23 protein-coding genes and 1 tRNA gene are annotated in these 26,296 nt (G+C 63.1%); 15 read left to right on the forward strand and 9 right to left on the reverse strand.

Annotation, left to right across the window (positions count from 1 at the left end; genetic code table 11):
- Window positions 1–8 precede the first annotated feature (8 nt).
- Complete coding sequence (locus FFI89_RS15075; protein ID WP_138837785.1) at window positions 9–1,652, forward strand: acyl-CoA dehydrogenase family protein; 1,644 nt, start codon at window positions 9–11, stop codon at window positions 1,650–1,652.
- A gap of 34 nt (window positions 1,653–1,686) precedes the next feature.
- Entirely contained in the window at window positions 1,687–2,457 is a 771-nt protein-coding gene (locus FFI89_RS15080) for a CPBP family intramembrane glutamic endopeptidase (protein ID WP_138837786.1), read from the forward strand.
- A 60-nt stretch (window positions 2,458–2,517) separates the two neighbouring features.
- Here the strand turns inward: FFI89_RS15080 and FFI89_RS15085 are convergent, their stop codons facing one another.
- From FFI89_RS15085 to ruvX, 3 genes are all read right to left on the reverse strand, one after another.
- The gene (locus FFI89_RS15085) at window positions 2,518–2,919 is read right to left on the reverse strand and encodes a hypothetical protein (protein ID WP_138837787.1); all 402 of its coding nucleotides are present in this window, start codon (window positions 2,917–2,919) and stop codon (window positions 2,518–2,520) included.
- Between the two features lie 140 nt (window positions 2,920–3,059).
- Window positions 3,060–3,989 (reverse strand): AEC family transporter, encoded by a 930-nt coding sequence (locus FFI89_RS15090; RefSeq protein WP_138837788.1) that lies wholly within the window; start codon window positions 3,987–3,989, stop codon window positions 3,060–3,062.
- 2 nt (window positions 3,990–3,991) lie between these two features.
- The gene (ruvX, locus tag FFI89_RS15095) at window positions 3,992–4,474 is read right to left on the reverse strand and encodes a Holliday junction resolvase RuvX (protein ID WP_138837789.1); all 483 of its coding nucleotides are present in this window, start codon (window positions 4,472–4,474) and stop codon (window positions 3,992–3,994) included.
- 42 nt (window positions 4,475–4,516) lie between these two features.
- On the opposite strand from ruvX, the gene FFI89_RS15100 reads away from it, so the two are divergent.
- Window positions 4,517–4,732 (forward strand): hypothetical protein, encoded by a 216-nt coding sequence (locus FFI89_RS15100; protein ID WP_138837790.1) that lies wholly within the window; start codon window positions 4,517–4,519, stop codon window positions 4,730–4,732.
- Here the strand turns inward: FFI89_RS15100 and FFI89_RS15105 are convergent.
- A complete protein-coding gene (locus FFI89_RS15105) occupies window positions 4,719–5,600 on the reverse strand; it encodes a LysR family transcriptional regulator (protein ID WP_138837791.1) in 882 nt (293 codons plus the stop codon). The two genes, FFI89_RS15100 and FFI89_RS15105, sit on opposite strands and share 14 nt — an antisense overlap.
- Before the next feature lie 114 nt (window positions 5,601–5,714).
- Between FFI89_RS15105 and FFI89_RS15110 the strand changes: the two genes are divergently transcribed.
- Window positions 5,715–6,698, forward strand: coding sequence for a nitronate monooxygenase family protein (locus FFI89_RS15110; protein WP_138837792.1), 984 nt, complete (start codon window positions 5,715–5,717; stop codon window positions 6,696–6,698).
- Window positions 6,699–6,734: 36 nt separating this feature from the next.
- Window positions 6,735–7,811 carry a nitronate monooxygenase family protein gene (locus tag FFI89_RS15115; RefSeq protein ID WP_138837794.1) on the forward strand — a complete coding sequence of 359 codons (1,077 nt, stop codon included), beginning with the start codon at window positions 6,735–6,737 and terminating at the stop codon, window positions 7,809–7,811.
- Window positions 7,812–8,388: 577 nt separating this feature from the next.
- Here the strand turns inward: FFI89_RS15115 and FFI89_RS15125 are convergent.
- Entirely contained in the window at window positions 8,389–8,619 is a 231-nt protein-coding gene (locus FFI89_RS15125) for a DUF1127 domain-containing protein (RefSeq protein ID WP_138837798.1), read from the reverse strand.
- A gap of 162 nt (window positions 8,620–8,781) precedes the next feature.
- Between FFI89_RS15125 and FFI89_RS15130 the strand changes: the two genes are divergently transcribed.
- Window positions 8,782–10,347 (forward strand): winged helix-turn-helix domain-containing tetratricopeptide repeat protein, encoded by a 1,566-nt coding sequence (locus FFI89_RS15130; protein ID WP_138837800.1) that lies wholly within the window; start codon window positions 8,782–8,784, stop codon window positions 10,345–10,347.
- A gap of 191 nt (window positions 10,348–10,538) precedes the next feature.
- On the opposite strand, the gene FFI89_RS15135 is transcribed toward FFI89_RS15130, so the two are convergent.
- From FFI89_RS15135 to FFI89_RS34340, 3 genes are all read right to left on the reverse strand, one after another.
- Window positions 10,539–11,438 (reverse strand): MBL fold metallo-hydrolase, encoded by a 900-nt coding sequence (locus FFI89_RS15135; protein ID WP_138837802.1) that lies wholly within the window; start codon window positions 11,436–11,438, stop codon window positions 10,539–10,541.
- A 118-nt stretch (window positions 11,439–11,556) separates the two neighbouring features.
- Window positions 11,557–12,348, reverse strand: coding sequence for an alpha/beta fold hydrolase (locus FFI89_RS15140; RefSeq protein WP_138837804.1), 792 nt, complete (start codon window positions 12,346–12,348; stop codon window positions 11,557–11,559).
- Between the two features lie 237 nt (window positions 12,349–12,585).
- Entirely contained in the window at window positions 12,586–12,750 is a 165-nt protein-coding gene (locus FFI89_RS34340) for a hypothetical protein (protein WP_168212896.1), read from the reverse strand.
- A gap of 406 nt (window positions 12,751–13,156) precedes the next feature.
- Here FFI89_RS34340 and gatC point away from each other — a divergent pair, with 406 nt between their 5' ends.
- The 9 genes from gatC (at window position 13,157) to FFI89_RS15185 (ending at window position 23,479) form a co-directional block, all read left to right on the forward strand.
- Window positions 13,157–13,444, forward strand: a complete 288-nt coding sequence (gene gatC / locus FFI89_RS15145) for an Asp-tRNA(Asn)/Glu-tRNA(Gln) amidotransferase subunit GatC (protein WP_138837806.1) — start codon at window positions 13,157–13,159, stop codon at window positions 13,442–13,444.
- Window positions 13,445–13,476: 32 nt separating this feature from the next.
- Window positions 13,477–13,692, forward strand: a complete 216-nt coding sequence (locus FFI89_RS15150; protein ID WP_074814169.1) for a hypothetical protein — start codon at window positions 13,477–13,479, stop codon at window positions 13,690–13,692.
- Window positions 13,689–15,164: an Asp-tRNA(Asn)/Glu-tRNA(Gln) amidotransferase subunit GatA gene (gene gatA, locus FFI89_RS15155; protein ID WP_138837808.1), complete on the forward strand. Its 1,476-nt coding sequence runs from the start codon at window positions 13,689–13,691 to the stop codon at window positions 15,162–15,164. Before FFI89_RS15150 ends, gatA begins: the two co-directional genes overlap by 4 nt.
- Before the next feature lie 2 nt (window positions 15,165–15,166).
- A complete protein-coding gene (locus tag FFI89_RS15160) occupies window positions 15,167–15,463 on the forward strand; it encodes a hypothetical protein (protein ID WP_138837810.1) in 297 nt (98 codons plus the stop codon).
- A 102-nt stretch (window positions 15,464–15,565) separates the two neighbouring features.
- Complete coding sequence (locus tag FFI89_RS15165; protein WP_138837812.1) at window positions 15,566–16,948, forward strand: patatin-like phospholipase family protein; 1,383 nt, start codon at window positions 15,566–15,568, stop codon at window positions 16,946–16,948.
- A 91-nt stretch (window positions 16,949–17,039) separates the two neighbouring features.
- Window positions 17,040–18,524 (forward strand): Asp-tRNA(Asn)/Glu-tRNA(Gln) amidotransferase subunit GatB, encoded by a 1,485-nt coding sequence (gene gatB, locus FFI89_RS15170; RefSeq protein ID WP_138837814.1) that lies wholly within the window; start codon window positions 17,040–17,042, stop codon window positions 18,522–18,524.
- 1,639 nt (window positions 18,525–20,163) lie between these two features.
- Entirely contained in the window at window positions 20,164–20,430 is a 267-nt protein-coding gene (locus tag FFI89_RS15175) for a hypothetical protein (RefSeq protein WP_138837816.1), read from the forward strand.
- Between the two features lie 327 nt (window positions 20,431–20,757).
- Window positions 20,758–20,849: transfer RNA gene (locus FFI89_RS15180), tRNA-Ser, on the forward strand.
- Window positions 20,850–21,883: 1,034 nt separating this feature from the next.
- Window positions 21,884–23,479, forward strand: a complete 1,596-nt coding sequence (locus FFI89_RS15185) for a porin (protein ID WP_138837818.1) — start codon at window positions 21,884–21,886, stop codon at window positions 23,477–23,479.
- Between the two features lie 381 nt (window positions 23,480–23,860).
- On the opposite strand, the gene FFI89_RS15190 is transcribed toward FFI89_RS15185, so the two are convergent.
- On the reverse strand, window positions 23,861–26,071 hold the full coding sequence (locus FFI89_RS15190; RefSeq protein WP_138839293.1) for a lytic transglycosylase domain-containing protein: 2,211 nt from the start codon (window positions 26,069–26,071) through the stop codon (window positions 23,861–23,863).
- Between the last annotated feature and the right edge of the window lie 225 nt (window positions 26,072–26,296).

The raw sequence follows: 26,296 nt of genomic DNA on the forward strand, positions 1-26,296 counted from the left end.
GACCCGCCATGAGCCAGGCATCATTCGCGACCCACGAGGTCTTCAACCAGTCGCCGCCGTTCGAAAACGTCGACCTGTTTAGGGTGGACCGGCCGCTCGTGGACGCCGTGGCCGCCAATGGCGGCGCGTCGGCGCTAGCCGAACTGTCCGATTTCGGCCGTCATTGGGGTTCGGCCGCGATGGCCGAGCGGGGCCGCGTCGCCAACGAGAACACGCCGAAACTTCGGACCTTCGATGCCAGAGGTAATCGTCGCGACGAGGTCGAGTTTCATCCGGCCTATCACGAGCTGATGGCGCATTCGGCGCACGCCGGCGTGCATAATTCGACCTGGAACGCGGAGGGCCAGCCCGCCGGTGGTGCGTTGGAAGTCATCCGCGCCGCCAGGTTCTACATGGCCGCCCAGGTCGAGACCGGGCACCTCTGTCCGATCACGATGACGCGCGCCTCGGTCGCGGCACTGGCGGAGCAGCCGGATCTGCTGGCCAGGGTGATGCCGGTATTGGGAACGCGCGCCTACGATCCTTCTTTTGCGCCGTGGTGGACCAAGCGCGGCATGACGCTCGGCATGGGCATGACCGAGAAGCAGGGCGGCACCGACGTTCGCTCCAACATGACCCGGGCGGAGCGCGACGGCAGCGCCTATCGCATCACCGGGCATAAATGGTTCATGTCGGCGCCGATGTGCGACGCCTTTCTGGTGCTGGCGCAGGCCGACGATGGACTGAGCTGTTTCCTGATGCCGCGCTTTGCCCCTGACGGGTCGATCAACGCGATCCGGTTCCAGCGGCTGAAGGACAAGCTCGGCAACCGCTCCAACGCCTCCTCCGAAGTCGAATTCACCGGCGCCTATGCCGAACGTGTCGGCGCCGAGGGCAAGGGAATTCGCACCATCATCCAGATGGTGCAGCTGACGCGGCAGGATTGCGCGATTGCCTCCGCCGGCCTGATGCGGTCGGGACTGGCGCATGCGCTGCATCACGCGCGCCATCGCAGCGTGTTCCAGAAGCATCTGGCCGATCAGCCGCTGATGCAGGCGGTGCTGTCGGACATGGCGCTGCACGTCGAGGCCTCGATTGCGCTGGTGATGCGGCTGTGCCGTGCGTTCGACCGCGCGCCCGCCGACGCCGGGGAGGCCGCCTATATGCGGCTGCTGACGCCGGCGATCAAATACTGGGTCTGCAAGAGCGCGCCGGGCTTTCTCTACGAGGCGATGGAGTGCCTCGGCGGCAACGGCTATGTCGAGGAGGGCATTCTGGCGCGGCATTACCGGGAGTCCCCGGTCAACGCGATCTGGGAAGGCTCGGGCAATGTGATGTGCCTCGATGTGCTCCGCGCGCTGTCGCGCGAGGCCGACGCGGCGCTCGCCGTGTTGCGCGACCTCGCCGGGCAAACGCAGGGCCTGTCCGGTGCGGCCGAGGCGGCAGCCTTCATCGGCAAGACGTTCGGCCGCGCCGACAGCGAACGCGTCGCGCGGCTCGCCGTCGAGAAGTTGGCGCTGCTTGCCGCCTGCGCCGCGCTCAACGCGGTGTCGCCCCGGCATGCGGAATTGTTTGCCATGACGCGCCTTGCCGGGAATCACGCCAGCATGTACGGCGCCGTCGACCTTCCAGCCGGCGATGTCAGCGCGTTGCTGGAACGGGCGTTGCCATGACGCCACCGACCGAACACACAACGGAAGTCATTTGATGGATTCCCTCAATCCCGAAAGTCCGCCGCCGATCGTTGCGCTCGCACGGGCACCGCGCATCTGGAAATTCTGGGGCACGGCGCTGTGGGGCCTGTTCATCTTTGCCGGGATGTTCGTCGGCCAGGTCGCTGTGATCGTGTACTTCTGGGCGCGCCAAGGTGGCGCGATGGATGTTGCGTCCGCGATCCAGGTGGTCGGCGGCGGACTGACGATCTCGCTGTCGGTCATCATGGGATTGCCGGCGGTCATGATCGCCGCCTGGATCGCGATCCGTCCGACGCGCACGCCGTTTGCCGACTACCTCGCGCTGCGCTGGACCACGTGGGGCAACCTCCTGCTCGGCGTCGTCGCGCTCGTCGTTCTCGTCGGCGGCTGGGATATGGTGTCGCGCGCGCTCGGCCGCGAGGTGACGCCGGGCTTCATGGGCGACGTGCTCAAATCGGCCCAGGCCGACGGCGCGCTGTGGCTATTGGCGATCGCGTTCTGCATCGCCGCCCCGATGTCGGAAGAGATCTTTGCGCGCGGCTTTCTCTACCGCGGCTGGGCGGAATCGCGGCTCGGCGTTCCCGGCGCCATCGTGCTGTCCTCGCTGGCCTGGACCTCGCTGCATCTGCAGTACGACTGGTTCTTTTTCGGCGAGGTGTTCTGCATCGGCCTGCTGCTCGGCTACCTCCGCTACCGCAGCGGCTCGACCTGGCTGACCATCGTCATTCACGGCCTCAACAACTTTGCGGCGACCGTGCAGACGTTCTGGCTGGCGGGGAATTAGAGCGTGGGTCGGGCTTGCTGGCGCCTGATGGTGTCGCAAATGACCCAAAGCACCCTCCAGCTAGGTGGCGAGCTTCGTGTCGAAGTCTTCTAGAGTTTTGGCTATTTCCGCGCGGGTTAGCCTCATGCTCGTCGACCCAAAATCACCTGCAAACTTGATGTTCACTTGATCCGGAACCCGTGGCACAACTCGACAATCCGCTGTGCAAATGATTTCGCCAGCTTCCACTTGCCGGATGTCTTTGTGACTATGCGCTGTCCGAATGGCTTCAAATATCTCTCTTGCCTGAGCGGGCGATACTCCGGCGCTCAGCCCCGTATCAGCTAGACCGGCAAACAGTTTCACCTTGGTGGGCGAAATCTGAAAGTAAATGGCACCGTTTCCAAATTTTATCCTTCGAGAATTATCAATCAAGAAGAACGTTTGGATGAACCTCCTCACGAACTGCCAAATAGTGGTCATCGCTTTTCACTTAAAGTAAGATAAGTTTTCGATCTACCAAAGGTAGCATGACTTACTAATGATTTGCTTCGAAGCCCAGCGGAAAATGGCCCGCGCCAATCAAACTCGCCCATGAGTACGCGCCTTGGTGTGCCCGGTAACTAAAACCACGCCGCCAGCGCGATCGCGACCGGCATCGTGATCGCGGCCAGAATTGTCTGCAACGTGATGATCTGCGCCAGCAGCGGCGCGTCGCCGCCCATCTGGCGGGCCAGCACATAGGCGCTGGAGGAGGCCGGCACCGCCGAACAGGCGGTCACGATGGCGAGGTTGGAGCCGGAGAGCCCGAACCAGAGCGCCAATGCGACCCCCATGACCGGCATAAGCACCAGTTTCAGAAACACCGCGACCGAAGCGGCGAGGCTCGGGCGAAATAGGCCGTCGAGATGCAGGCCGGCGCCGGTGACCAGCAGGCCGATCGCGAGCGAAGAACGGCCGAGCGCGTCGGCGACCTCATGCCATAGTTTTGGCAGCGGGATGTGGGTGACGTTGAGGGCGAGCCCGATCACGCAGGCCCAGATCAGGGGATTGCGCACCACCGTCATCGCGATCGAGCCGGCGGAGCGCTTTCCGGGCGAAGCGTAATGCGCCAGCACCGCGACGCTGAACACATTGACCAGCGGAATGATGGCCACCATCGCCACCGAGGCCAGCGCCAGTCCGACATCGCCGAACAGATTGCCGGAGACGGCGAGCGCCACATAGGTCTGCCAGCGCGTGGCGCCCTGGAAGATCGAGGTGAAGGCCGGGCCGTCGACGGCGAAACGCGCGAGCAGGGGCCGCAGCGCCAGGCACAGCAGCGACATCAGCAGTGCGGACAGCAACAGCGCGCCGCCGACGCCGGCGACCGGCACCTTGCTCAGGTCGGCCTTCACCAGCGTCTGGACCAGGAGCACCGGAAACAACACGTAATAGGTCAGCCGTTCCAGCCCGTGCCACTGCGTCTCAAGCCGCATCAGGCTTCGCTTCAGGATGAAGCCGAGCACGATCAGCAAGAACACCGGCAGCAGCGCCGCAATTACCACCGGCATCGTCAGCGATCCCCGCGCAAGGTGGCCAGCCGGTCCAGCGCGCCCTGCAGGATGAAGATCGCGGCGTGCTCGTCGATCACCTCGGCGCGGCGGGCGCGGCTCATGTCCATGCCGATCAGTTCGCGCTCGACCGCGACGGTGGAGAGCCGCTCATCCCACAAAGCCAGCGCTAGCTCAGTGAGTTTGGAAAAATTCCGCGCAAAGGCGCGGGTCGATTGCGCGCGCGGCCCTTCGCTGCCGTCCATGTTGATGGGCAGGCCGAGCACGAAGCCGACCACGTTGCGTTCAGCCGCGATAGCCAGTAACCGCGCCGCATCGGCCTTGAAGGCCTTGCGCTGGATGGTCTCGACGCCGGTGGCGAGCCTGCGGTCGGGATTGGACACGGCAACGCCGATGGTCTTGGTGCCGAGATCGAGGCCGACGAGGGCGCCGCGCTCGGGCCAGTGCGTTGCGGCTTCGATCAGGGGTAGGATGAGGGCAGGCATGGGCCCGCTTACCACGCGGCGCGGAAGGCGGGAAAGAGTGCAATGGATGCGCTGACACTATTTGGATTGTTCGCGGTCACGGCGATGCTGGTAACCTACGCGCTGGAGGACCGCAGCCGCTGGTTCATCCTCGGCTTTGCGGTTTCCTGCGCGCTCGGCTCGATTTACGGATTCCTCCAGGGCGCCTGGCCGTTCGGGCTAGTCGAGGCGATCTGGGCTGGTGTCGCGCTGCGGCGCTGGGTCGTCAGGCGGCGATGACGGCGCCGTTGTTTTCCAGGCAGGCGACAAATCCCTGCAGCGCGCTGTACTGGTGGGCGGCGCGGCGCGTGATGAAGAGGGTCTCGACCCGCGATTGAACCGGGCTCAGCGTGTGGACGGTGACGGTTTCGTTTCGCCCGACCACGGCGCGCGGCAGCATGGTGACGCCCATGTCGGCGGCGACGCAACCGATCATGCCGTCGAGCGTGCCGAGCTCGAAGCGCGCGGCCGACGGCCAGCCGAATTCCGTAAACACCTGCTCGAGCCGCTGCCGGTAGGTGCAGCCGGTGCGGAACACCAGTGCGGTGGGGCCGGATTCCGGCGTGCCGGCGCGCAGCGCCTTGAGGTTTTGCCAGCGGCGCGCGGAAACCAGCACCAGTTCTTCCCGGAACGCTATCCGACTGTCGAGTTCGGCATGCTCGATCGGACCGGCGACAAAGGCGCCGTCGAGGCTGCCGTCGAGCACGCCGGCAACGAGGTCCGCGGTCGTCGACGTCCGCAGGCTGAGCCGTACCGCCGGGAAGCGGCGATGGAATTCGGCCAGAAGTGACGGCAGGCGCACGGCCGCCGTCGTCTCCATCGAGCCGATCGAGAGCGGTCCCTTCGGCTCGCCGTCATCGCGCGCGGCCAGCATCGCTTCGCGCGAGAGTGCGGCCATGCGCTGGGCATAGGGCAGCAGGCGGCGACCGGCGCCGGTCAGTGTCATGCCGCGGCTGTGCCGCTCGAACAAAGCGGTGCCGATCTCGGCCTCTAGCGCCTTCACCCGTTGGGTGACGTTGGATTGCACGGTGTTGAGTTCGTCGGCGGCGCGGGTGATGCCGCCGAGCCGGGCCACGACGGAAAAGGTCAGGAGATCGCTCAGTTCCATGGCGAATTTCGTTTCATTTTAGAGATGGTTACATTCTCTAGTATTCATTTTTAGAGAATGATAGTTCGGCCTAGATTGTCTGTCCAGATTGCCGGGGCACGGAGCGGGATCGACATGACGATATCAACGCCGTTGACCCTTCGTTTGGGTATCCGGCATCCGATCCTGTCGGCGCCGATGGACGGGATCGCGGGCGCGCGCCTGACTGCGGCGGTGAGCACCGCCGGCGGCTTCGGCATTCTCGGCGGCGGCTATGGCGAACGGGCGTGGCTGGAGCAGGAGACCGCCAAGCTCGCCGGCGTGTCCGCGCCGTTCGGCATCGGCTTCATCACCTGGAGCCTCGCCAAGCAACCTGACCTGCTGGACATTGCCTTGAAGGCGCGCCCACGCGCGATCATGCTGTCGTTCGGCGATCCCAAACCGTTTGCGCTGCGCATCAAGTCCTCGGGTGCGCTGCTGATCTGCCAGGTCCAGGACGAGGCGATGGCGCGGCAGGCGCTGGAGGCGGGTGCCGACATTCTCATCGCGCAGGGAACCGAGGCCGGCGGCCACGGCGCGTCGCGCACCACCATCGACATTGTGCCGGCGATTGTCGATCTGGCGGCCGGCCGGGTGCCGGTGGTGGCCGCGGGTGGCATCGGCGACGGCCGCGGATTGGCGGCGATGATGATGCTCGGCGCTTCCGGCGTGCTGCTCGGTACGCGCTTTTACGCCAGTCAGGAGTGCGACGGCGCCGAAGAGGCCAAGAAACGCATCTGCGCCGCCAGCAGCGGCAGCAGCTTCAGGGGCATCATCTTCGACCTGTCGCGCAACAATGTCTGGCCGGCACCGTTTAACGGCCGCTGCCTGGTCAACGACCATGCGCGGCGCTGGATCGGACGCGAGGTCGAACTGATGCAAAACGTCAGCGCGGTGGCGGCCGAATATGCCGCGGCGAAGGCGGCCGGCAACTTCGATATTGCCGCCGTCATCGCCGGCGAAGCCGTCGGGCTGATCCATGACATTCCACCGGCGGCCGAAATCGTTGACAGGATCGTCACCGAGGCCGACCAGATCCTGAGCGGAAGGCGCAACTCTTCCGCCGCGTCGAGAGCATAGACCGCGTCAACCCCGTCCATCCAAGCGAGCAGAACCATGTGGCCAGATCGCCGGATTATCGACCTCTTCAAGACCGAATTTCCGATCGTGCTCGCGCCGATGGCGGGCATCATGGATGCGGATCTCGTGATCGCGGCGGCGCAGGGCGGCGCGCTGGGCTCGCTGCCCTGTGCGATGATTTCGGCCGAGAAGGCGCGCGAACAGGTCAACATCATCCGCCAGCGCGTCGCGGCGCCGGTCAACATGAACTTCTTCTGCCACACGCCCGTCAATTCCGACCCGGCGCGCGAGGCCGGATGGAAGGCGCGGCTGAAATCCTATTATCAGGAGCTGGGTCTCGATCCCGCAGCCCCCGTCAACGCCGCCAACCGCGCGCCGTTCGATGAGACGATGTGCGCGCTGGTGGAGGAACTGAAGCCGGAAGTGGTCAGCTTCCATTTCGGTCTGCCAGACGCGGCGATGGTGAAGCGCGTCAAGGCGGCCGGTTGCATCGTGATGTCGTCGGCGACGACGGTGAAGGAAGCGATCTGGCTGGAGGCGCACGGCGCCGACGTCATCATCGCGCAGGGCGCCGAAGCCGGCGGCCATCGCGGCATGTTCCTGACCGACAATATCGCCGAGCAGCCGGGGACGTTCGCACTGGTGCCGCAGGTGGTCGACGCGGTGAAGGTGCCGGTCATCGCGGCCGGCGGCATCGCCGACGGGCGCGGTATCGCGGCGGCGTTTGCGCTCGGTGCATCGGGCGTGCAGATCGGCACCGCCTATCTGCGCTGTCCGGAATCCAGGGTGAGTGCGCCCGCGCGCGTGGCGCTGGCCCAGGCGTGGGATGACTCCACCGTCATCACCAATGTCATGACCGGACGGCCCGCCCGCGGTGTCCCCAACCGCGTCATGCGCGAAGTCGGCCCGATTTCGCCGGATGCGCCGGCGTTTCCGCACGCGGCAACCGCGCTCGGACCGTTGAAGGCGGCCGCGGAAAAGCTCGGCAAGGTCGATTTCACCAATCTGTGGGCCGGCCAGGCGGTGCGAATGGGCCGCGACATGCCGGCGGCCGAACTGACGCGCGCGCTCGCGGGCAGCGCTTTGGCGCGGCTGAGCGCGCTCGGCGGTTAGGGCGTGAATTCATAGGCGCGTAGCGGGTCCGAGGTGGGTCGGATTGCAGACGTGCCTAGCTGTCGGGCCGAGGTCTCGGTTTGGCCCACGACGGACATTGAGAAGACATTCGCAGGTGACACGCCGGAAACGAGCCAACTTTTAATTGCAGTTCTCGAAGCTTAAGAATGACTTCCTTCCGCGTGACTATCCCACTCCTGCGAGGACCCTAAACCTATACCCCTACCAGCCGCGCCGTCGGGGTGGCCGGCCTCGCAATTCTCTTCGGGAACTACAGGGGTACCGGGCCAAAGCAGGAGCTGCTTCCGCATCTCAGCGAGGCGCGCACGGCAAAATTCGCGGTAAAGCACGTCAAATATAATGGGCATGATCGAACTCCATGCTTGATCATCGCCGTGAGCACCCCTTCTACGGCATCTGTAGGCGTACAGGCTGTGAACTAGATCACGCGGTCGCCAAAAGGTCTCGCGACGTTCGGCGAAGCCGCCCTTTGACCCAGTCGGCCTCTGCTGTGCGTCTAACCGTGTGCACTTCGGGCCATCCACCGCTGCCAGATATCGGATGTTCATCCGGCGGATCAGATGCCTCGCGGGTCGATACCTCGGTTCGAGGCGACATAGTCGATCTCGCCGCGCGTAGTACCGATATCCATGAGCTCCCTGTCACTTAGGTCGTACAATGTGGCTCGTAACCTCTGGCGTTTGCGCCGTTCTTGAAACGCAACCCAATATCTCTTGAAAAAACTGGAGACGCGCTGCGTCGATGCGGCGGTCTGTCCCAATCCTGTTGCCCCATAAGTCGTGCTCATCGCGGCATCTCCTGGGTGTTTGTTTCTACCCAGTGTGCCAAGACAGGGGCGGCCGCGCTTGACATTCGGCTTACATTTTCCTTATCGGCGGCTTATTCTTTGCGCCCTAAGCCATAGTAGTGTCCCGACGATTGATCGGAGACCACCCGAGGGATTGGCAGCTTGCGTTATCTCTTCGAGGATTACGCTCTCGACACCGACCGCCGCGAGCTGCATCGCGGCGATGATGTGGTCCGGACCGCACCGCAGGTTTTTGATCTGCTCGATTATTTGATCCGCAACAGGGACCGCGTCGTCAGTAAAGACGATCTCGCGAGCGCAATTTGGAAAGGACGTATCGTATCTGACGCGGCGCTAACGACCCGCCTCAACGCTGCCCGAAGCTTGATCGGCGATTCCGGCGACGAACAACGTCTTATCAAAACACTGCCGCGGAAGGGTTTTCGTTTCGTCGCCACAGTTCGCGAGGAGGATAGGCCTTCTGGTGGCGCGGCCGTCTCAGACAGCAGCGTGGAATCGTCAAAGCCCGCATTCGCGCTCCCGGACAAACCATCGATCGCGGTATTGCCGTTCGAGAATATGAGCGGCGATCCAGAGCAGCAATATTTTGCCGACGGAATGGTCGAGGAGATCACGACGGCGCTTTCGCGATTCAAATGGCTGTTCGTCATTGCCCGAAACTCGAGCTTCACGTTCAAGGGCAGAGCGGTCGATATCAAGGAAGTTGGGCGTAGGCTCGGAGTACGCTATGTCCTTGAGGGGGCGGTGCGCAAGGCATCGGGAAAAGTTCGGATCACAGGCCAGTTGATTGATGCGGTTACTGGTGCTCACATCTGGGCCGACAAGTTCGAGCGTGACCTGACAGACGTTTTTGCTCTCCAGGACGAAGTGACGGTTGCCGTCGTCTCAGCCATTGAGCCAAAATTGCTTCAAACGGAAATTGCAATGGCTGCGCGGCGGCGACCAGAGAACCTCACCGCATATGATTTTTATCTCCGAGCCAGGCAACAGTATTACCTGACGACCCGCGAAGGGTTGGCCGAGGCGATAAGGCTGGCGCATCGCGCCTTGGAACTAGACCCTCGGTTGGGCTTGGTCGCGGCTCTGGCAGGGGCGTGTCACATGCTAAACGTCCTCTTGGGCTATGCGATCGATCCGCAATTCGAGCGCAAGGAAGCAGTTCGGCTTCTTCACCTAGCATTGAGCCTCGACGATAGTGATCCAGACACCTTAGCGTGGGCTAGCATGATCTCCGCGTTTATGGTCGGCGATAGTGAGAGTGAGATCGAAATGGCTGACCGGGCGGTCGCGCTCAACCCAAATTCATTTAACGCATGGCACTACAGAGGCTGGGTTTACAAAATTGCTGGGTTGCCGGAGGAAGCGATCCGGAGCTTTGAACGTGCCATTCGCATGAGCCCGGTAGACCCGCTGCTACACCGCTCGCTTTCTGGGATGGGGGCGACCTTTGTTGAGCTTCGTCGCTTTGACGAGGCCATCGTCGCCGGGAAGAAAGCCCTGCGTCAAAACCCCTCCTATTCGCCAGCTTACCGCAATCTTGCGTCGGCTTTCGCCCATCTCGGACGTGACGCTGAGATGCGCGAGGCGGCGGCGCTTTTGCTTGAGCTTGATCCCGCCTTTACCATATCGGCGTTTATCGCGCGGGGCGGGCAATCGAACGCGACGCTTTTGATCGAGGGTCTCCGGAAGGCGGGGTTGCCCGAATGAGCCGGGCTCGTGGGCATCATGAGGCGATCGAACATAGACGGCTTTTGTGCGATGCATGAGTCCGGAGTTGGCGCGAAACCGATCAACCGAGCCGGTCGGATGATGCCCGTTGATCGGGGTGGACCGGTAGTGGCAGTTCAGGGCCGTCAGGACCGTTGCGCTGACGCGGCTGAGTGCGCTCGGCGGCTAGATCATTTCACCGGCGGGATCGCATCGAGATCGTGGATCCAGGCCTCGGGGTAGAGTACGTAGGCGTCGCCGCGCCGCGCGAGCCGCGAGAAGGCTGGGAAATGCAGATGCATCCCGGCGATCAGGACGCCGTCGGCGGAGACGCGATCGAACATACGCTTGCGCGCAGCGGCCGCTGCCGCCAGATCGGTGTCGAAGGCCATGCCGGCCTCGGGATACGCGGTCTGGACTTCCGGCACATGCACGGTGTCGCCCCAGATCATCAGCTGATCGTCGCCGGACGCGATCAGATAGGCAGTATGGCCCGGCGTATGGCCGTGGCTCGGCACTGCGGTGACGCCGGGGAAGACTTCGCCCTGCGTGAACAGCCGCGTTTGCTTCTTGTAGGGCTCGACCTGTTCGCGGCCGGCCTGGAAGAAGAGTTTCTTATCGCGCTCGTTCGCCTTTGCCATCGCACCGTCGTCGAACCAATGCGGCAATTCGTTTTCGTGCATCACCAGTTCGGCGTTCGGAAACAGCAGCTTGCCGTTCGTCATGTCGGTCAGTCCGGCGGAATGATCCGGATGCATGTGCGTCAGCAGCACCGTATCAATTGACCTTGCATCGATCCCGGCGCCGGCGAGGTTCTGCTGCACCCGACCGGCGCTGGGCTGCATATAGTTCCCCGAGCCGGTATCGACGATCGCGGTGCGGCCTTTGGAATGGATCAGGAAGGTGTTGACGCTGGTGCGACGCGCCGGCCGGAACGCGTCGGTCAGGATCTGCAGCGCCCTGTCGAGATCGACGTTGCGCATCACCTCTAACGTGCTGTCGAGATAGCCGTCGCTGATCGCTGACACGACGATGTCGCCGATCTTGCGGTGATAGACGCCGGGAATCTGCTGGGCCGGTTGCGGGTTCATTTCGGGGAGACCTCGGTTGGCGGGGAGGGGGATTGTCGAGGGGGGCCGGCCTTCAGCGGCGATCGGCTACTTTGCATGGGGTTGTTTTCGATATTTTAGTCGGGAGTGCGGTGCGGCCTCAGGCCGCGACCGATTTCAGGAAATCGTCGATGCAGTCGAAGATCAGGTCCGGCGTCTGCACCGACATGTAATGACCGGTGCGGAGTTCGACGTAGCGCGCGCCGGGAATGGCCTTGGCCACGCCTTCCGCCAATGCCGGCGGGCGCACGCGGTCGAGGCTGCCGCCGATCACCAGCACGGGACAGCTCAGGCCGGCCAGCTCGCTTTGCATGTCCGCATTCGCCAGCATGCGCCAGATCGTGGCGTAGCTCGAGGGATCGTTGCCGAGCCAGCGGGTCCGGAATCGTTCGAATCGCCTGAGGTCGTCGCGAAGCTCCGGGGCGTAGCCGTTGTGCATGGAATCCTCGACCGCGAAGGCCATGCCCGCGGCCTCGATTTTCGCGAGGCGTTCGAGGGCAGGGGCGCGGCGCTCCGCTGCGATCCCGGTGGCGGGGCTGCCGACCACGACGGCGCTGGTGCGCTTGGGATGTCGGGCCGCAAAATGCAGGGCGATCGCTCCGCCGACGGCGATGCCCGCCAGCGCAACCTTGCCGGAAATGCCGTACGCATCCAGCAGCGCGGCGATATCGTCGGCCATCGTGTCGAGGGTAAGCTCGCCACGTACCTTCTGCGACAAGCCGGCGCCGCGGGTGTCATAGCGCAGGACGCGGCGGGAGTTGGCGAACCGCGGCGCGACGTCGTCCCAGCTTTCGAGCGAGCCGCCCATCTCGTGAACCAGCACCAGCGTGCGTTCACCCCCGCCAGTCAGCTCGCAGCGCAGCCCAACGCCGTTGGCTTCAATGAAATCCATCCCTGCGCTCCCCGGTTTCTTCCCGTTTGATCTTGTTGTTGGTCACGCGCGATCGGCCAGTTAGCCCGGTGATCCCCCGCCTACGATACGGGAGACGACATGAAACTCAAACTCCCGAAGTCCGGGAGCGGGGCGCGTTGTGGGGCAACTTTCTCAGGGGAGGCCAGGCGTTGATCGAACACGCGGGACCGCGAGCCGGAATGCCGGCCCGCCCCCGAAAGCGCGTTTCATGCGGGATTAGTGCGCCGGCTCGTCGCGCTTGACGTCGAGATGCTCGACGGCGAGGGATCGATAATGCGCGGCCATCTCTTTGTAATGCTGGCGCGAGATCGGGTCGGCCGCACTTTCGGCGCGGCGCTCGAACATTTCCGCCTTTTCCTGGAGCAATTTGGCTCGCGACACGGGGTTCTCCATCAGGCCAGGCAGGCGACGTAGAGGATAGCGGCGCCGATCACGGTGCCGATGGTCCAGAGGGCGGGATCCCAACCTTCTGAATGGGCGCTGTCGTTTTCGAGGGGCGACATGACGAGGGCTCCAATGTGGTTGGCGCGAGTACAGCCCCCGTTTGTTTCCAGACGACTACGCCCGGAGCCCAAAATGGTTTCGTCGGCGGGCTATCCTCTCGAAATGTTGTGATCGGCCTTGGGGGGCAATTTGATCGCCTGGGGCGGCCGGCCGCACCTCCGAATTGCCTTGTTTGCAAAAAGCCCTGTTCGGAAAAGGCCTTGGACGGCATTCCCGGTGTTGCGGCGCAAAAGCGGCCTCTGCTATATGGCGGGTGCGATTTCCCCGTTTGAGGCCTATATTAATGTCCGTAGATGCCGCCACCGTTCGCCGCATCGCGCATCTGGCGCGAATTGCGGTCACCGAGGCCGAGGTTCCCCATCTGCAGGGCGAACTGAATGCCATGCTCGCCTTCGTGGAGCAGCTTTCCGAGGTGAACGTCGACGGCGTCGAACCGATGACCTCGGTGACCCCGATGGAAATGAAAAAGCGCCCCGACGTGGTCAATGACGGCGAGATCGCCGACGCCGTGGTGCGGAATGCCCCTGACACCGTGAACCACTTCTTCCTGGTGCCAAAGGTCGTCGAGTAACCAACTCTATTTAGTTCGAGATCGGAAATCCGATGTGCATGCTCTGCGACGATGAAAAGGCCTATCAAGCCTACATGAACTATGTCGACGCGATGGAGCGGCAGGGTAAGGTCGCCGACCCCGACAAGGCGATGGACGCCGTGCTCGATCAACTCGAGGCCGCCGACAAGGCCCGGGCCCAGGAATCGAATAATCCCGCCAACGACAAGACGCTTTCCCCGTTCTTCTGCAGCCCGATCAATAAATGACCGATTTAACTTCGATGACGATCGCCGAGGCTAGAAATGGCCTCGCGAGCAAGTCTTTCACCGCGCTTGAACTGACCGACGCGCATCTGGCCGCGATCGAAGCCGCGCGTGCGCTCAATGCGTACATATTGGAAACGCCGGATCAGGCCCGCGCCATGGCGCGCGCGGTCGACGCCAGGATCGCCAAAGGCGAGGGCGGTCCGCTGGCCGGTATTCCGCTCGGGATCAAGGACCTGTTCGCGACCAAGGACGTGCGCACCACCGCGTGTTCGAAAATCCTCGGCAATTTCGTGCCGCCCTACGAGTCGACCGTGACTTCGCAGCTCTGGCGCGATGGCGCCGTGATGCTCGGCAAGCTCAACAATGACGAATTCGCCATGGGCTCGTCGAACGAGACCTCGTGCTTCGGCCCGGTGGTCAATCCGTGGCGGCGCGAAGGCTCCAACACCACGCTGGTGCCGGGCGGCTCCTCCGGCGGATCGGCGTCCGCCGTCGCAGCCCAGCTCTGCATGGGCGCGACAGCGACCGACACCGGCGGTTCGATCCGCCAGCCGGCGGCGTTTACGGCGACCGTCGGCGTCAAGCCGACCTACGGTCGCTGTTCGCGCTGGGGCATCGTGGCGTTCGCGTCCTCGCTCGACCAGGCCGGTCCGATCGCCCGCACCACGCGCGATGCCGCGATCCTGATGCGCTCGATGGCGGGGCACGATCCGAAGGACACCACCTCGGTCAATCGCGCAGTGCCGGACTACGAGGCCGCGATCGGCAAGTCCGTGAAGGGCATGAAGATCGGAATTCCGAAGGAGTACCGGCTCGACGGCATGCCGGCCGAGATCGAAAAGCTCTGGAGCGAGGGCGCGGCCTGGCTGAAGGCGGCCGGCGCCGAACTGGTCGAGGTATCGCTGCCGCACACCAAATATGCATTGCCGGCCTATTACATCGTGGCGCCGGCGGAAGCGTCGTCAAATCTCGCGCGCTACGATGGCGTGCGTTATGGGCTTCGCGAACCGGGCCGCTCGATCGGCGAAATGTACGAGAGTACCCGGGCCGAAGGTTTCGGGGCCGAGGTGCGCCGCCGCGTCATGATCGGGACCTATGTGCTGTCGGCCGGCTATTACGACGCTTACTATTTGCGCGCGCAGAAAGTTCGCACGCTGATCAAGAAGGACTTTGAGGATTGCTTCGCCAAGGGCGTCAACGCGATCCTGACGCCGGCGACACCGTCGGCGGCCTTCGGCGTCGGCGAGAAGGGCGGCGCCGATCCGGTCGAGATGTATCTGAATGACATCTTCACGGTGACCGTGAACATGGCGGGACTGCCGGGCATCGCCGTGCCTGCCGGCAAGGATGCGCAGGGCCTGCCGCTCGGCCTGCAGCTGATTGGGCGTCCGTTCGACGAAGAGACGCTGTTCTCGCTCGGCGAAGTGATCGAGCGGGAAGCCGGTCGCTTCACGCCGCCGCGGTGGTGGTAGGCATGACGGCGATCGCAGCGGATTTCAGTGCCAGTCTGTCGGCCTCGGCGCCGGCATCTGGTCTGAAGCCGCCGCTGGCGGCGCTGTGGTGGGCCGCCAAGGGCCAATGGGACGAAGCGCACAAGATCGTGCAGGACGAAGCTACGCCAGAGGCCGCCTGGGTGCATGCCTATCTGCATCGGGTCGAGGGCGATCTCGGCAATGCCGGTTACTGGTACCGCCAGGCCGGCCAGCCGGTGGCGAAGGATTCTCTGGAAGCCGAATGGGAGCGGATCGTGTCCGCGCTGCTGACGCATTAACCCTGTTTGAGCGGGACCGCTGGGTCACGCCGCCGCCACCTTTGATCATGATAGGTTAGTCCACGGGCGGGGGGCCCGCGGCGGAAAGTCTGAGCTTTGAATATGCGGGCGTGGGTTCTGAGTGGTGTGGCCATAGCGTTCGCAGTCTTCGCCGCGGGATGCGCGTCGGTCTACAATCTACCGGGCAATGCGCCGCTCGGTGCGGCGCTCGCGGACAACAATTTCGGCCGGGAACTTCCAGTCTACGACGATGACGTGCTGCTGGCGCTGTCATTCTCAGGCGGCGGAACGCGGGCCGCGGCGTTTTCGTTCGGGGTGCTCAGCGAACTCGACCGTTCCCGGATTGGATCCGGCCAGTCCAAATCGCTGCTCGATCGTGTCGACTTCGTCTCCGGCGTGTCCGGCGGGTCGGTGACGGCGGCGTATTTCGGTCTCAAGAAACGCGCGGCACTCGATGACTTCCGCGAACGTTTCCTGCTGCGTAACGCCGAAGAAGCACTCAATACCCGGGTATCGCTCGGCAATATCGGCCGCGCGCTCGGTGGCGGCGTCAATGACAGCCAGTTCACCAGCTGGCTCGATAGCAACCTGTTCGATGGCGCGCGCTTCGAAAGCTTCCGCGAGGACCGCCGGCCGCGGGTCTGGATCAACGCCTCCGACATCTACAATCGCACGCCATTCGTGTTCGGAAAGACCGCTTTCGACGCGCTGTGCAGCGACATCAGACCCTATCGGGTTGCCGAGGCGGTCGCGGCCTCCGCGGCGGTGCCGCTGGCCTTCGCGCCGATCGTGCTGGAAACCTATCCGGGTGGCTGCGCGGCGCCGTTGCCGGCGTGGCTCGAACGCGCCCGCAGCGATCCGAACGGGCAGCCGTTGTTGAAATCGTTCGCCGAAGCCAATGCGCGCTACCGCGACGGCTCGATGCGTTATGTAAAACTGCTCGACGGCGGTCTGGTCGACAATTACGGCTTGTCCGGCTTCAGCATCGGGCTCCTGGCGGCACAGCGCCCGTTCGAGCCGATGACCGAACAGCAAGCCGTGAAGGTGCGGCGGATCATGTTCCTCGTCGTTGATGCCGGCCGCGGGGTCTCCGGCGATTTCGCCCAACGCATTGAAGGGCCGAACGGCGTCGAACTGGTCGCGGCGGCCGCGGACACCGCGATCGATGCCAGCGTTCGGGCAAGCTATGCGGCGTTCTCGAGCCTGGCCACCGACTGGTCCGGCAAGGTAAGGCGCTGGCGTTGCGGTCTGTCGGCGGCGGAGCGTTCGCGCCTCGGCGTCGGCAAGAACTGGCGCTGCGGCGATGTCAGCTTTGCCATCGACCGCGTGAGCTTCGACCAGCTTGGCCCGGCGCGCGCCGGCATTCTCAATGCCATCCCGACACGGTTTGCGCTGCCGGCGGAGCAGGTCGATATCCTGATCGAAAGCGGCGCCGACGCGCTGCGCCAGAACAAGTCCTATCAGGCGTTTCGCCGCGGGCTTTGACCATCGGAATGCCAATTTCTCCGGCTTGACTGGTGCGGTCCGTTGCGCGAAGCCCAAGCTTGCAGGGTATTAGGTTCGGAAGCAGAATCCCATGAACGTATCGGTTAAACCGGCAAAACTGATCAAGGGCCAGACCGGCGACTGGGAAGTCGTGATCGGGATGGAAATTCACGCCCAGGTCACCTCGAACTCAAAGCTGTTTTCCGGCGCCTCGACCGAATTCGGCGGCGAGCCGAACGACCATGTCTCGCTGGTCGATGCGGCGATGCCGGGCATGCTGCCCGTGATCAACGAGGAATGCATCCGTCAGGCCGTGCGCACCGGGCTTGGCCTCAACGCGCAGATCAACCTGCGCTCGGTGTTCGACCGCAAGAACTACTTCTATCCGGATTCGCCGCAGGGCTATCAGATCAGCCAGTACAAGTCGCCGGTTGTCGGCGAGGGCGTGGTCGAGGTCGAACTCGACGGCGGCCATACCGTCACCATCGGCATTGAGCGGCTGCATCTGGAGCAGGACGCCGGCAAATTGCTGCACGACCGGTCGCCGACCATGTCCTATGTCGATCTCAACCGGTCCGGCGTGGCGCTGATGGAGATCGTGTCCAAGCCCGACATCCGCGATGCCGAGCAGGCCAAGGCCTATGTGACCAAGCTGCGCTCGATCCTGCGTTATCTCGGCACCTGCGACGGCGACATGGAGAAGGGTAGCCTGCGCGCCGACGTCAACGTCTCCGTGCGCAAGCCCGGCGGGCCGCTCGGCACCCGTTGCGAGATCAAGAACATGAACTCGATCACCTTCATCGGCCAGGCGATCGAGTATGAAGCGCGGCGCCAGATCGAGATCATCGAGGACGGCGGCACGATCGACCAGGAAACCCGGCTGTACGACCCCAACAAGAACGAGACCCGGTCGATGCGCTCCAAGGAAGAGGCGCACGACTATCGCTATTTCCCGGATCCCGACCTGCTGCCGCTCGAATTCAGCCAGGCCTATGTCGATGAACTCAGGTCGCAGTTGCCGGAACTGCCGGACCAGAAGAAGGCGCGTTTCATCGAAGCCTTCGGACTGTCGCCCTATGACGCCGGCGTGCTGGTGGCCGAGCGCGAGAGCGCCGACTTCTATGAAACCGTGCTGGCCGCGCTCGCTGACAAGGCGCGCGACGGCAAGCTTGCCGCCAACTGGGTGATCAACGAGCTGTTCGGCCGTCTCAACAAGGAAGGCCGTGATATTACGGGGTCGCCGGTCTCCGCAGTACAGCTTGGGAGCATCGTCGGCTTGATCGGCGAAGGCACGATCTCCGGAAAGATCGCGAAAGACCTGTTCGAGATCGTCTGGCTGGAAGGCGGCGACCCGCGCGAGCTGGTCGAGACGCGCGGCATGAAGCAGGTCACCGACCTCAGCGCGATCGAAAAGGTGGTCGACGACATCATCGCGGCCAATCCGGACAAGGTTGCCCAGGCGAAAGCCAAGCCGCAGCTCGCCGGCTGGTTCGTCGGCCAGGTGATGAAGTCGTCCGGCGGCAAGGCCAACCCGCAGGCCGTGAACGATATACTGAAAGCGAAGCTCGGTATCTGAGCGTCCCGTAACGGGACGACTTCGTCGTTACTCGGTGCGACTTCGTCGTCACCTCGGGCGCGACTTGGTCGTCGCCGAGTACGAGTTCGTCGTCGCCGAATGTCGCGATCGATGCACGCGAGCGTGCGTCGTTCGTTCGCACGATCCAAAATCCATCGTCGCGACCGGAAACGCGTCTCCGAATCGGTTGTCGCGATTCGTCCGAAAATTCGGTTTTGGCGAGCGCGGGTGAGACGCCGGCGCCGTGACCACAAAAATTTTTTTATTGCCAAAAATTGCGACTCAGAGTCCACGCCGACGGCTTTTTCGCAGCGTCGCCGAGTCGCGACGACATCGAACATGCGTCGATCGTTGTCGGTACGAATTCAAGAAACATCTGCGGCACAGGCGCTTCCTTCAATATTGACAAATGCCGATGTCGGCCGCTGCGGCACTTTTTGCATCGACATGTGAACGTGTTGTGGTGTCGCCGTTGGTGATGCCTCGCGCGCTCCCGGATCGCTGCGTCAACACTTCCTTAAGCGGGACGCTGTTTTTTTGAGTGTGTTGGTGTATTCGGGATGTAGTGCATCTCGATTCCCGAGTGCACGCAGCGATTAAGCCATCTCACGACATTAGGAGGGCAACATGGCCAAGAAAGCTAAGAAGGCGAAGAAGGCGAAGAGCGCAGTGAAGAAGACTGCGAAGAAGACCCGCAAGGTCGCCAAGAAGAAGAAGTAACTTCTGCTTCTAAAAATTGCCGGCGGCTTGATGCCGGCACGTCACACGAGCCCTCTGGACTAATCGCGGGACAAAATCCCGAGACGACATCCGAAGGCTCTGGTCGACGAAAGAGGGTGTCGGCGAGACATCAGGTCAAACGGCTGGATCGTATTTCGAAAGAGTTCGCTCTCTCAAAAACGGTCCGGCAGAAGAAACAGGTTTTCTTCGTTCGGTGCGGATCTTCCGGTCCGCAATTTCGCCGGGCCCAAAGCCCGGACTGAAATCTGGTCCTGACGTGTTCGCCGACGCCCTCGTTCCCCGGAACGTCTTCGTTCCCCGGGACGTCTCCGTTCCCTGGAGCGTCTTCGTTTCCCCGAACGTTCGGTTTCCCGGAACGTCTCGTTTCCAGGAACGCGTGTTTCCCGGAACGTCTTCAAGCCCGCGCTTCCGGCGCCTGGCTTTGTCTCTTCCAGACTCATCCTCGATCGTTCGCAAGACGCAGGCCGATGGCTCCGCCGATCAATGGCGGCGCTTGTCACGGCGCGATGGAATTGCCTTTCAACCAGCGTTTCGAATCGCTGTTGCTCGACAACGCCGAGTCGCCGGCCTGTGCCGCCAAGTAACCGCACGATGTTGGCGCAATGGTTATCGTTGTGCCAAGCGGCAGGGTAAACCGAACTTCACGATCTACGACTTATCGCTGCGGGACAGGCACTTCTGCGATTTCGTGATCGGCCGTGCGACGCGCGCGTTTACACCCCGTTCATCGCGATACTTAAACTGCCCTTCAAATTTGATCGGTCATGATGATCCCAACAAGCCGGCAAACGGCAAGCGCACGACGACAAGATCATGCGCCGGAATAACGGGACGTTTTGACAGTGGACAGGGGCCGCGCTCGGGGGAGGGCGGCCAACAACAAAAACAGGAGACGGGGATGTTTCAGGGGCACTTTGATCTGGAGACTGCAACGCCGGTGGAAGCCACCGCTATCCCGGACGTGCTGTTCGAGCGCGGCCTTTACTGGGCGAGCGGTCGTTCCGGCGTCGTCAATCTCGTTGCGGCCCACAAATGGTTCAATCTCGCAGCTCTGAAGGGGCGCCCTGATGCGATCTCCATGCGCCGCGAGGTCGCCGAGATGATGTCGGATGCCGAGATCGCCGCGGCTCAGCGCGAGGCGCGCGCCTGGATCACCACGCACTAAAGCGTTTTCCAGCGAAGCATGCCCTCGGACTTGATCCGCGGGTGGAAACCGGTTCGCTTCAAGAAACCGCGTCAAATCAAAAATCTGGAGCCCCGTTCCGATTCCATCGGATCGGAAAACGGCTCTAGAAAGCTGGCGCCGGTTCGACGAAACCAGCCGTCTGACAGTGGCAGACGGCCGCTCGCGCGCAATTTTGCCCGGGTGGCCTTGTCGCTGGCCGCCGGATCGCTCCCTTCCGCCATTCCCAACGATTTCGTAAACAAAATCAGTTGGCGCCCGCCTTCCGGTTTGACCCTTCCAGTCGATTCGAGTCATAAGACCGGCACCGGAGAGGTGGCCGAGTGGCTGAAGGCAGCGCTTTGCTAAAGCGCCATACGGCGAAAGTTGTATCAAGGGTTCGAATCCCTTCCTCTCCGCCACTCCCGAACATCAGCAAGCAACGCCGTTCCGAGGCGTGAACGTTGCGATAGCCCGGCATTGCTTGTTCCGAATGCCCGCGCCACGAAAACGGCCGCATGTCTTCCGCAACGAGCCGCAATACCGGGGAGTTGGACCGGATGCGGTTCCCTCAAAACGCATCTTTTATGACAGCTGCGAAATGCCAGATGCGAAGTGACATTCATCCAGGGCACGCTTCATCCGTGGAAACGTCGGAACACCGCGAAGCCCTGTTTTTATAGGGTAAGCGGTGATTTCGGTGTGGCGTTGACGCCGTTTGCGTGGCGCTTCGGCGATCGTGCCTTCGATTCGATCTCGCGCGGTCCCGGCACGGTCATCGAACCGCATTTCGATCCAGCGAAGATGACGGCCTTGTCGTTTTACCGGCGGTCCGCCGGATCATTGACGACCGTCGCGATCGCTGGCCGGAATTGGGCAAGAAATGGGCAGGAAATGGCAGCCTGCCGGCCGTCATTAGTACCGGTGCCCCAGGCCGGACGAGGGACCAGCCCGACCACGCCAGCTTCAGCGACCGCGTCGCCTTTATAATGGGTGATGATTTGGGGGGTCAGATTCGGGGTTTTGGAGCTCTTCGATTCGACGCGATCAGCGCCCCAGAAGGAGAAGCCGCCTGATCGCTGTCCGCGGCCGCTATTCACGCGCCAAATGGAACTATCAAAAAATAACGAATAATAACAATATCTTGCGAGGAAAGCTCGATCACGACTGCGTGTTATTTGTGCAACACCCATCGGAAAAGGGGCGGCATCAGGGTGTTGAGAGCGGTTCCTTTGTTGCGTGTGCAGGAGTCCTCGGTAATTGTGATGACGCGACGGAGGGGGGCATCCCGAGGTCGTCCCGTTAGGTGGTTCGCTTAAGTCCCTCGCGTGATGCGGGAGTGTCCGAAGGCGCGAAGCGACTAAGCGGGTTTCAGGGGATTAAGGGAACCAACCTTAGGGTGTCTGACACCCGGCGGATCCGGAACCTTCCCTACAGAGCAACTTGGAGGTTTAACATGAAGATGGTTAAGAGCCTTATTCTCGGCTCAGCGGCGGGTCTCATCGCCATGAGTGGAGCTCAGGCTGCCGATCTTCCCGTCAAGGCCAAAGCGGTCGAGTACGTGAGGATCTGCTCCCTGTACGGTGCTGGTTTCTTCTACATTCCCGGCACTGACACCTGCATCAAGCTGGGTGGTTACCTGCGCGTCGACACCACGTTCAACGGCAGCATCTACGACCAGCCGGCGTGGTCGGGCGATCTCGGCCAGGGCAATCGCTTCCGCGATTACTTCGCCGCTCGTTCCCGTATGGCGCTGACGGTTGATACCCGCACCGCGACTGAATATGGCGTTGTCCGCACCTTCGGTCAGGCCGACTTCCAGTTCACGACCCAGGGCAACAACTCGGTCAACCCGGCCGTGTTCACCGGTTCTCCGGCTGCCGGCACCAACACCAGCCTGCTGAATCAGCCCGGCGAAGGTTATGTCGCCGTCGAAATGGCGTTCATCCAGTTCGCTGGTTTCACCTTCGGTAAGTCGGCTTCGGCCTATGCCACTCCTTGGCATGGTTATCCAGGCAACAACACGTCGTTTCTCCTCGGCGGTCATGACACCGTCACCGGCGTGAACAACATCCAGTACACCGCGCAGTTCGGCAACGGCGTGTCGGCCACCATCGGTCTCGATGATCCGACCGTGTTCAACCGTACCGTTGTTGGCAACCTGACTCTCGGCCTCACCTCGACCGGTGGTATCGCCAACACCTACGCGGGCACGCATGCTCCCGACGTCGTTGGTAACATTCGCGTCGACCAGGCTTGGGGTCTGTTCCAGATTTCGGGCGCGCTGCATGAAGTCAGCGGTTCCTACAACGTCCTGAACACCACTCCTGCTGCTGCTGGCCAGGTTGGCGTAGCGGGTGGTACTTCGACGGCATTGTCGGAAATCAACGGCCACCCCGACACCAAGTGGGGCGGATCGGTGATGGCTGCGTTGCAGATCAAGAACATCCCGACCGGTGCAGGCGACGACTTCAAGATCGACGCAAGCTGGGCCAAGGGTGACACGAAGAACGTGATCTCCACCAGCGCAGCTTCGCCGACCTTCACGATGTTCAGCGGCACGGGCCGTCCCGGTGCTTATCAGAGCATTGGCTTCGGTGCGACGACGGACGCCGTCTTCCTTCCGGCATTCGCCGGTGGTGACGGATCCTTGCATCTGACGACCGCTTACGGTGTTCGTGGCGCGTTCAACCACAACTGGGATCCGTACTGGTCGACCAGCCTGTTCGGCAGCTACTCGGCGGTTCGCTATGACGGCACTGCGGCGGCCAACATTTGCGCGGCCTACACTGGCGCTGCGATTGCCAGAGGCGGCGTGAGCGCGGATTACACCTGTAATCCGAACTACAATGTCGCGCAGGTCGGCGTGGTTACCCGTTGGACTCCCGTCAAGAACCTGACGTTCTCGGCTGAAGTCATGGGCTTCTTCCTCGATCAGAAGTTCACGGGCGCTGCTGTCTTGGGCCCGACGGCTCCGAAGCCGGTCGCGGTCTACGAGTTCAAGGACCAGAGCACCGTGTCCTTCAACGTTCGCGCTCAGCGTAACTTCTGATCTCGATCGTCTGATACTCCTCTAAAAGAACCCCCGGCAGGAAGCTGCCGGGGGTTTTTCTTGGGTTTTTTCTTGGCCTGATCGCATCGCCAGGCCATCCGGCCCAATCGTCGTCGTGGTTGGCCCAAGAGCCTTATCGGTTCTGATTGAATCAGAACCGGGCTCTACTTCGTGTTTTGACGCGTTTTCTTTACGCGAACCGGCGTCCACCCACGGATCAAGTCCGAGGGCATGCTTCGCTCGAAAACGCTTTAGCTCCAACCAGAGCGGCTCAACGGGAGCCCGGCGATCAATCGGGTCACCATGGCTATCGGGTTTTCCGGATAAAATGGTCGGCGCTCCGCGCCTGATGCGGGCCAGGGAGGCCCGGTGGCGCGATCGCTATTCGACGCTGCCGCGGTGCAGGTCGGCTTCAATCTGGAGTCTCGTCCCGCCGCCGAACCGTGCGCGGTAGACCTGCAGGTTCTCCATGATCCGCTGCACATAGTTCCGCGTCTCGGAGAACGGGATCTGTTCGACCCAGTCGACGGCGTCGACCTTGGGATCGCGCGGATCGCCATAACGTTCGACCCATTTTCTAACGCTGCCGCGGCCGGCATTGTAGCCGGCGAAAGTCATGATGTAGGAGCCGCGATAGTCCTCGAGCAGGCCGCCGAGCTCGGCCGCGCCGAGCGTGGCATTGTAGACCGGGTCGGTCTTCATCCGGCTGAGGTCGAAGCTGACGCCGGCGCGCTTGCAGACGTAGCGTCCGGCATCCGGGGTCACCTGCATCAGGCCGTAGGCCTGGGCCGGCGATACCACCGCCTGGTTGAAGGCGCTTTCCTGCCGGGCGATCGCGTAGACGACGCTGGGTTCGACTTCCGGACCGATCTGCCGGAACGCCGGAATCCCGTTGACGGGGTAGGCGTAGTGGTCGAACGGCAGCCCGCGATTGAGCGCGGCCTTGCCGAGCAGCAGCATCCCGCGCGCGTCGTTGTTGCGCGCGGTGAGTTCGGCCAGGCCCACCACGGCGTCGGGATCGCCGTTCTCGCCCATGTCGGCGAAAATCGGGATCGCGATTTCGCGCTCGTCGAGCTCATAGAGCAATTGCACCGCGCGCACGATCTCCAGCCGTTCGACGCCGCGGCCGCGGCCGGTCGGGGCGCCGTTCAATTCGAGCTGCGGCAGGCCGAGCTTGGCGCGCGCCAGCTGGCCATAATAGCTGGTCGATTGCTCGGCGGCGCGGCCGTAAGCGGCGCGGGCTTCCTGTGCGCGGCCGGCGGCTTCCGCCGCGCGGCCTTGCCAATAGCCGGCGCGTGCCAGCGCGGTCGGGTTGACGCTGCCGACGCCGATGCGGGCGAAATGCTGCGCGGCCACCGACGGATCGTTCAGGAAGCGCAGCGCGATCCATCCGGCGGTGAATTCCTGCTCGGTCTTGTAGATATCGCGCGACGGCAGCGCTGCGTCCCGCGCAATCAGATAGGCGGTGCGGTGCTCGCCGACGTCGAGCATCTTGCGCGACAGCAGCCTTCGTTCGATCCACCATTCGTCGAGATTGTGCAGGCGGCTCGGATCCTTCGGCGCGCTCAGCATCAATTGCGCGGCCTCGGCGAATTTCTCCTCGCGGCGAAGCAGCTGGATTTTCGCGAACAGGTAGCCGGTATCGCCGCGCAATTCGCTCGGCACCGCCTCGAGCAGCGCCCTGGCGTTGGAGGCCTTCCGGTTCGAGGCGATGCGTGCCTTGGCGAGCGCGACATGGCCGGAACCCAGCCGCTTCGCCGCGCGCATGCCGCCGGCTTCCTGCTCGGTGCCGTAGAGCAAGGTGTCCATCCGCGCCTTGTGATCGCCCGCCGTCAGCAGCGCGCCGAACAGGTCGAGCGCCGTGCTCTCGGTATCTTCCGTCATGCCGTCGCCGCGCCAGGCCTCGCGCACCAGGCGTTCGGCATTGGCGCGGTCGCCGCGCCCGATCATCACCCGCGCCAGCGCGAAGCGGCCCTTGGCCGATACCGGCGATTCGTTTTCAAACCAGGACCAGACGGTGGCGTCGTCGCGATGGTCGTCCCAAAGTGCGGCCTCGATGCGCCGTCGCAGGAATGTCTGCGATGGCCAGCTCGGATTGGCTGATACGAAGGCGCGATAGCGCTCGACGGAAGCGCCGTTGTCGTCGCTGCGCAGGATCAGCCATTCCGCGAGCTTGCGGGCGACCGGATCCGAGATCACGGCTTGCGCCTGCGCGGCATCCGAAGGCTTGTGCTTGCGCACGAGCTCGATGACGTTCTCCAGCGCGTCCTTGTCGGATTGCGGCGTCGACGAGGTCGCGGCGACCGCTGCCGGCGTCACCAGCTTTCGCGGTGGCGGCAGGGCGGCATGCTGGCGCGTCGCCGGTGCCAACGAAGGCGTGGCTGAAGGTGCGGCTGCCGGGGCAGGGGCGGCGGCGGTATTCGTCGCGCCCGGCTGCTTGGGAGTGGCGCTGCGGGCGATCGGCCGCGGCTTCGGCAAGGGAACTTTCGGCTTCGCCCAGGCCTCGACCGAGAGCGCGGACAGGCCGACAGCCAGCGCCAGACTTGTCGCCAGTGCGGTCGATCGCAATGCGGCTGCGCGGGCGGAAGGGATCACGGCTTTCCTCTGCGGCGGCGAATCATTCAATCGCTCAAGCCTTAGGTCTATTTGATTGAATATGTGGACAAAATGATAAAAACGTCGCGGCGGTGCCTGTTTGCGCCATCACCACGGCAAAATCGCGGCCATGGCGTTGCGGCCTGAAGTGGTCCCGGGTTGAGGTCGGGAAAGGACCTCAAAACGATGCGCCAGGCGACTTTACGGAACGGCCTTTCGCCT

The sequence above is a fragment of the Bradyrhizobium sp. KBS0727 genome (assembly GCF_005937885.2).
Taxonomy (GTDB): domain Bacteria; phylum Pseudomonadota; class Alphaproteobacteria; order Rhizobiales; family Xanthobacteraceae; genus Bradyrhizobium.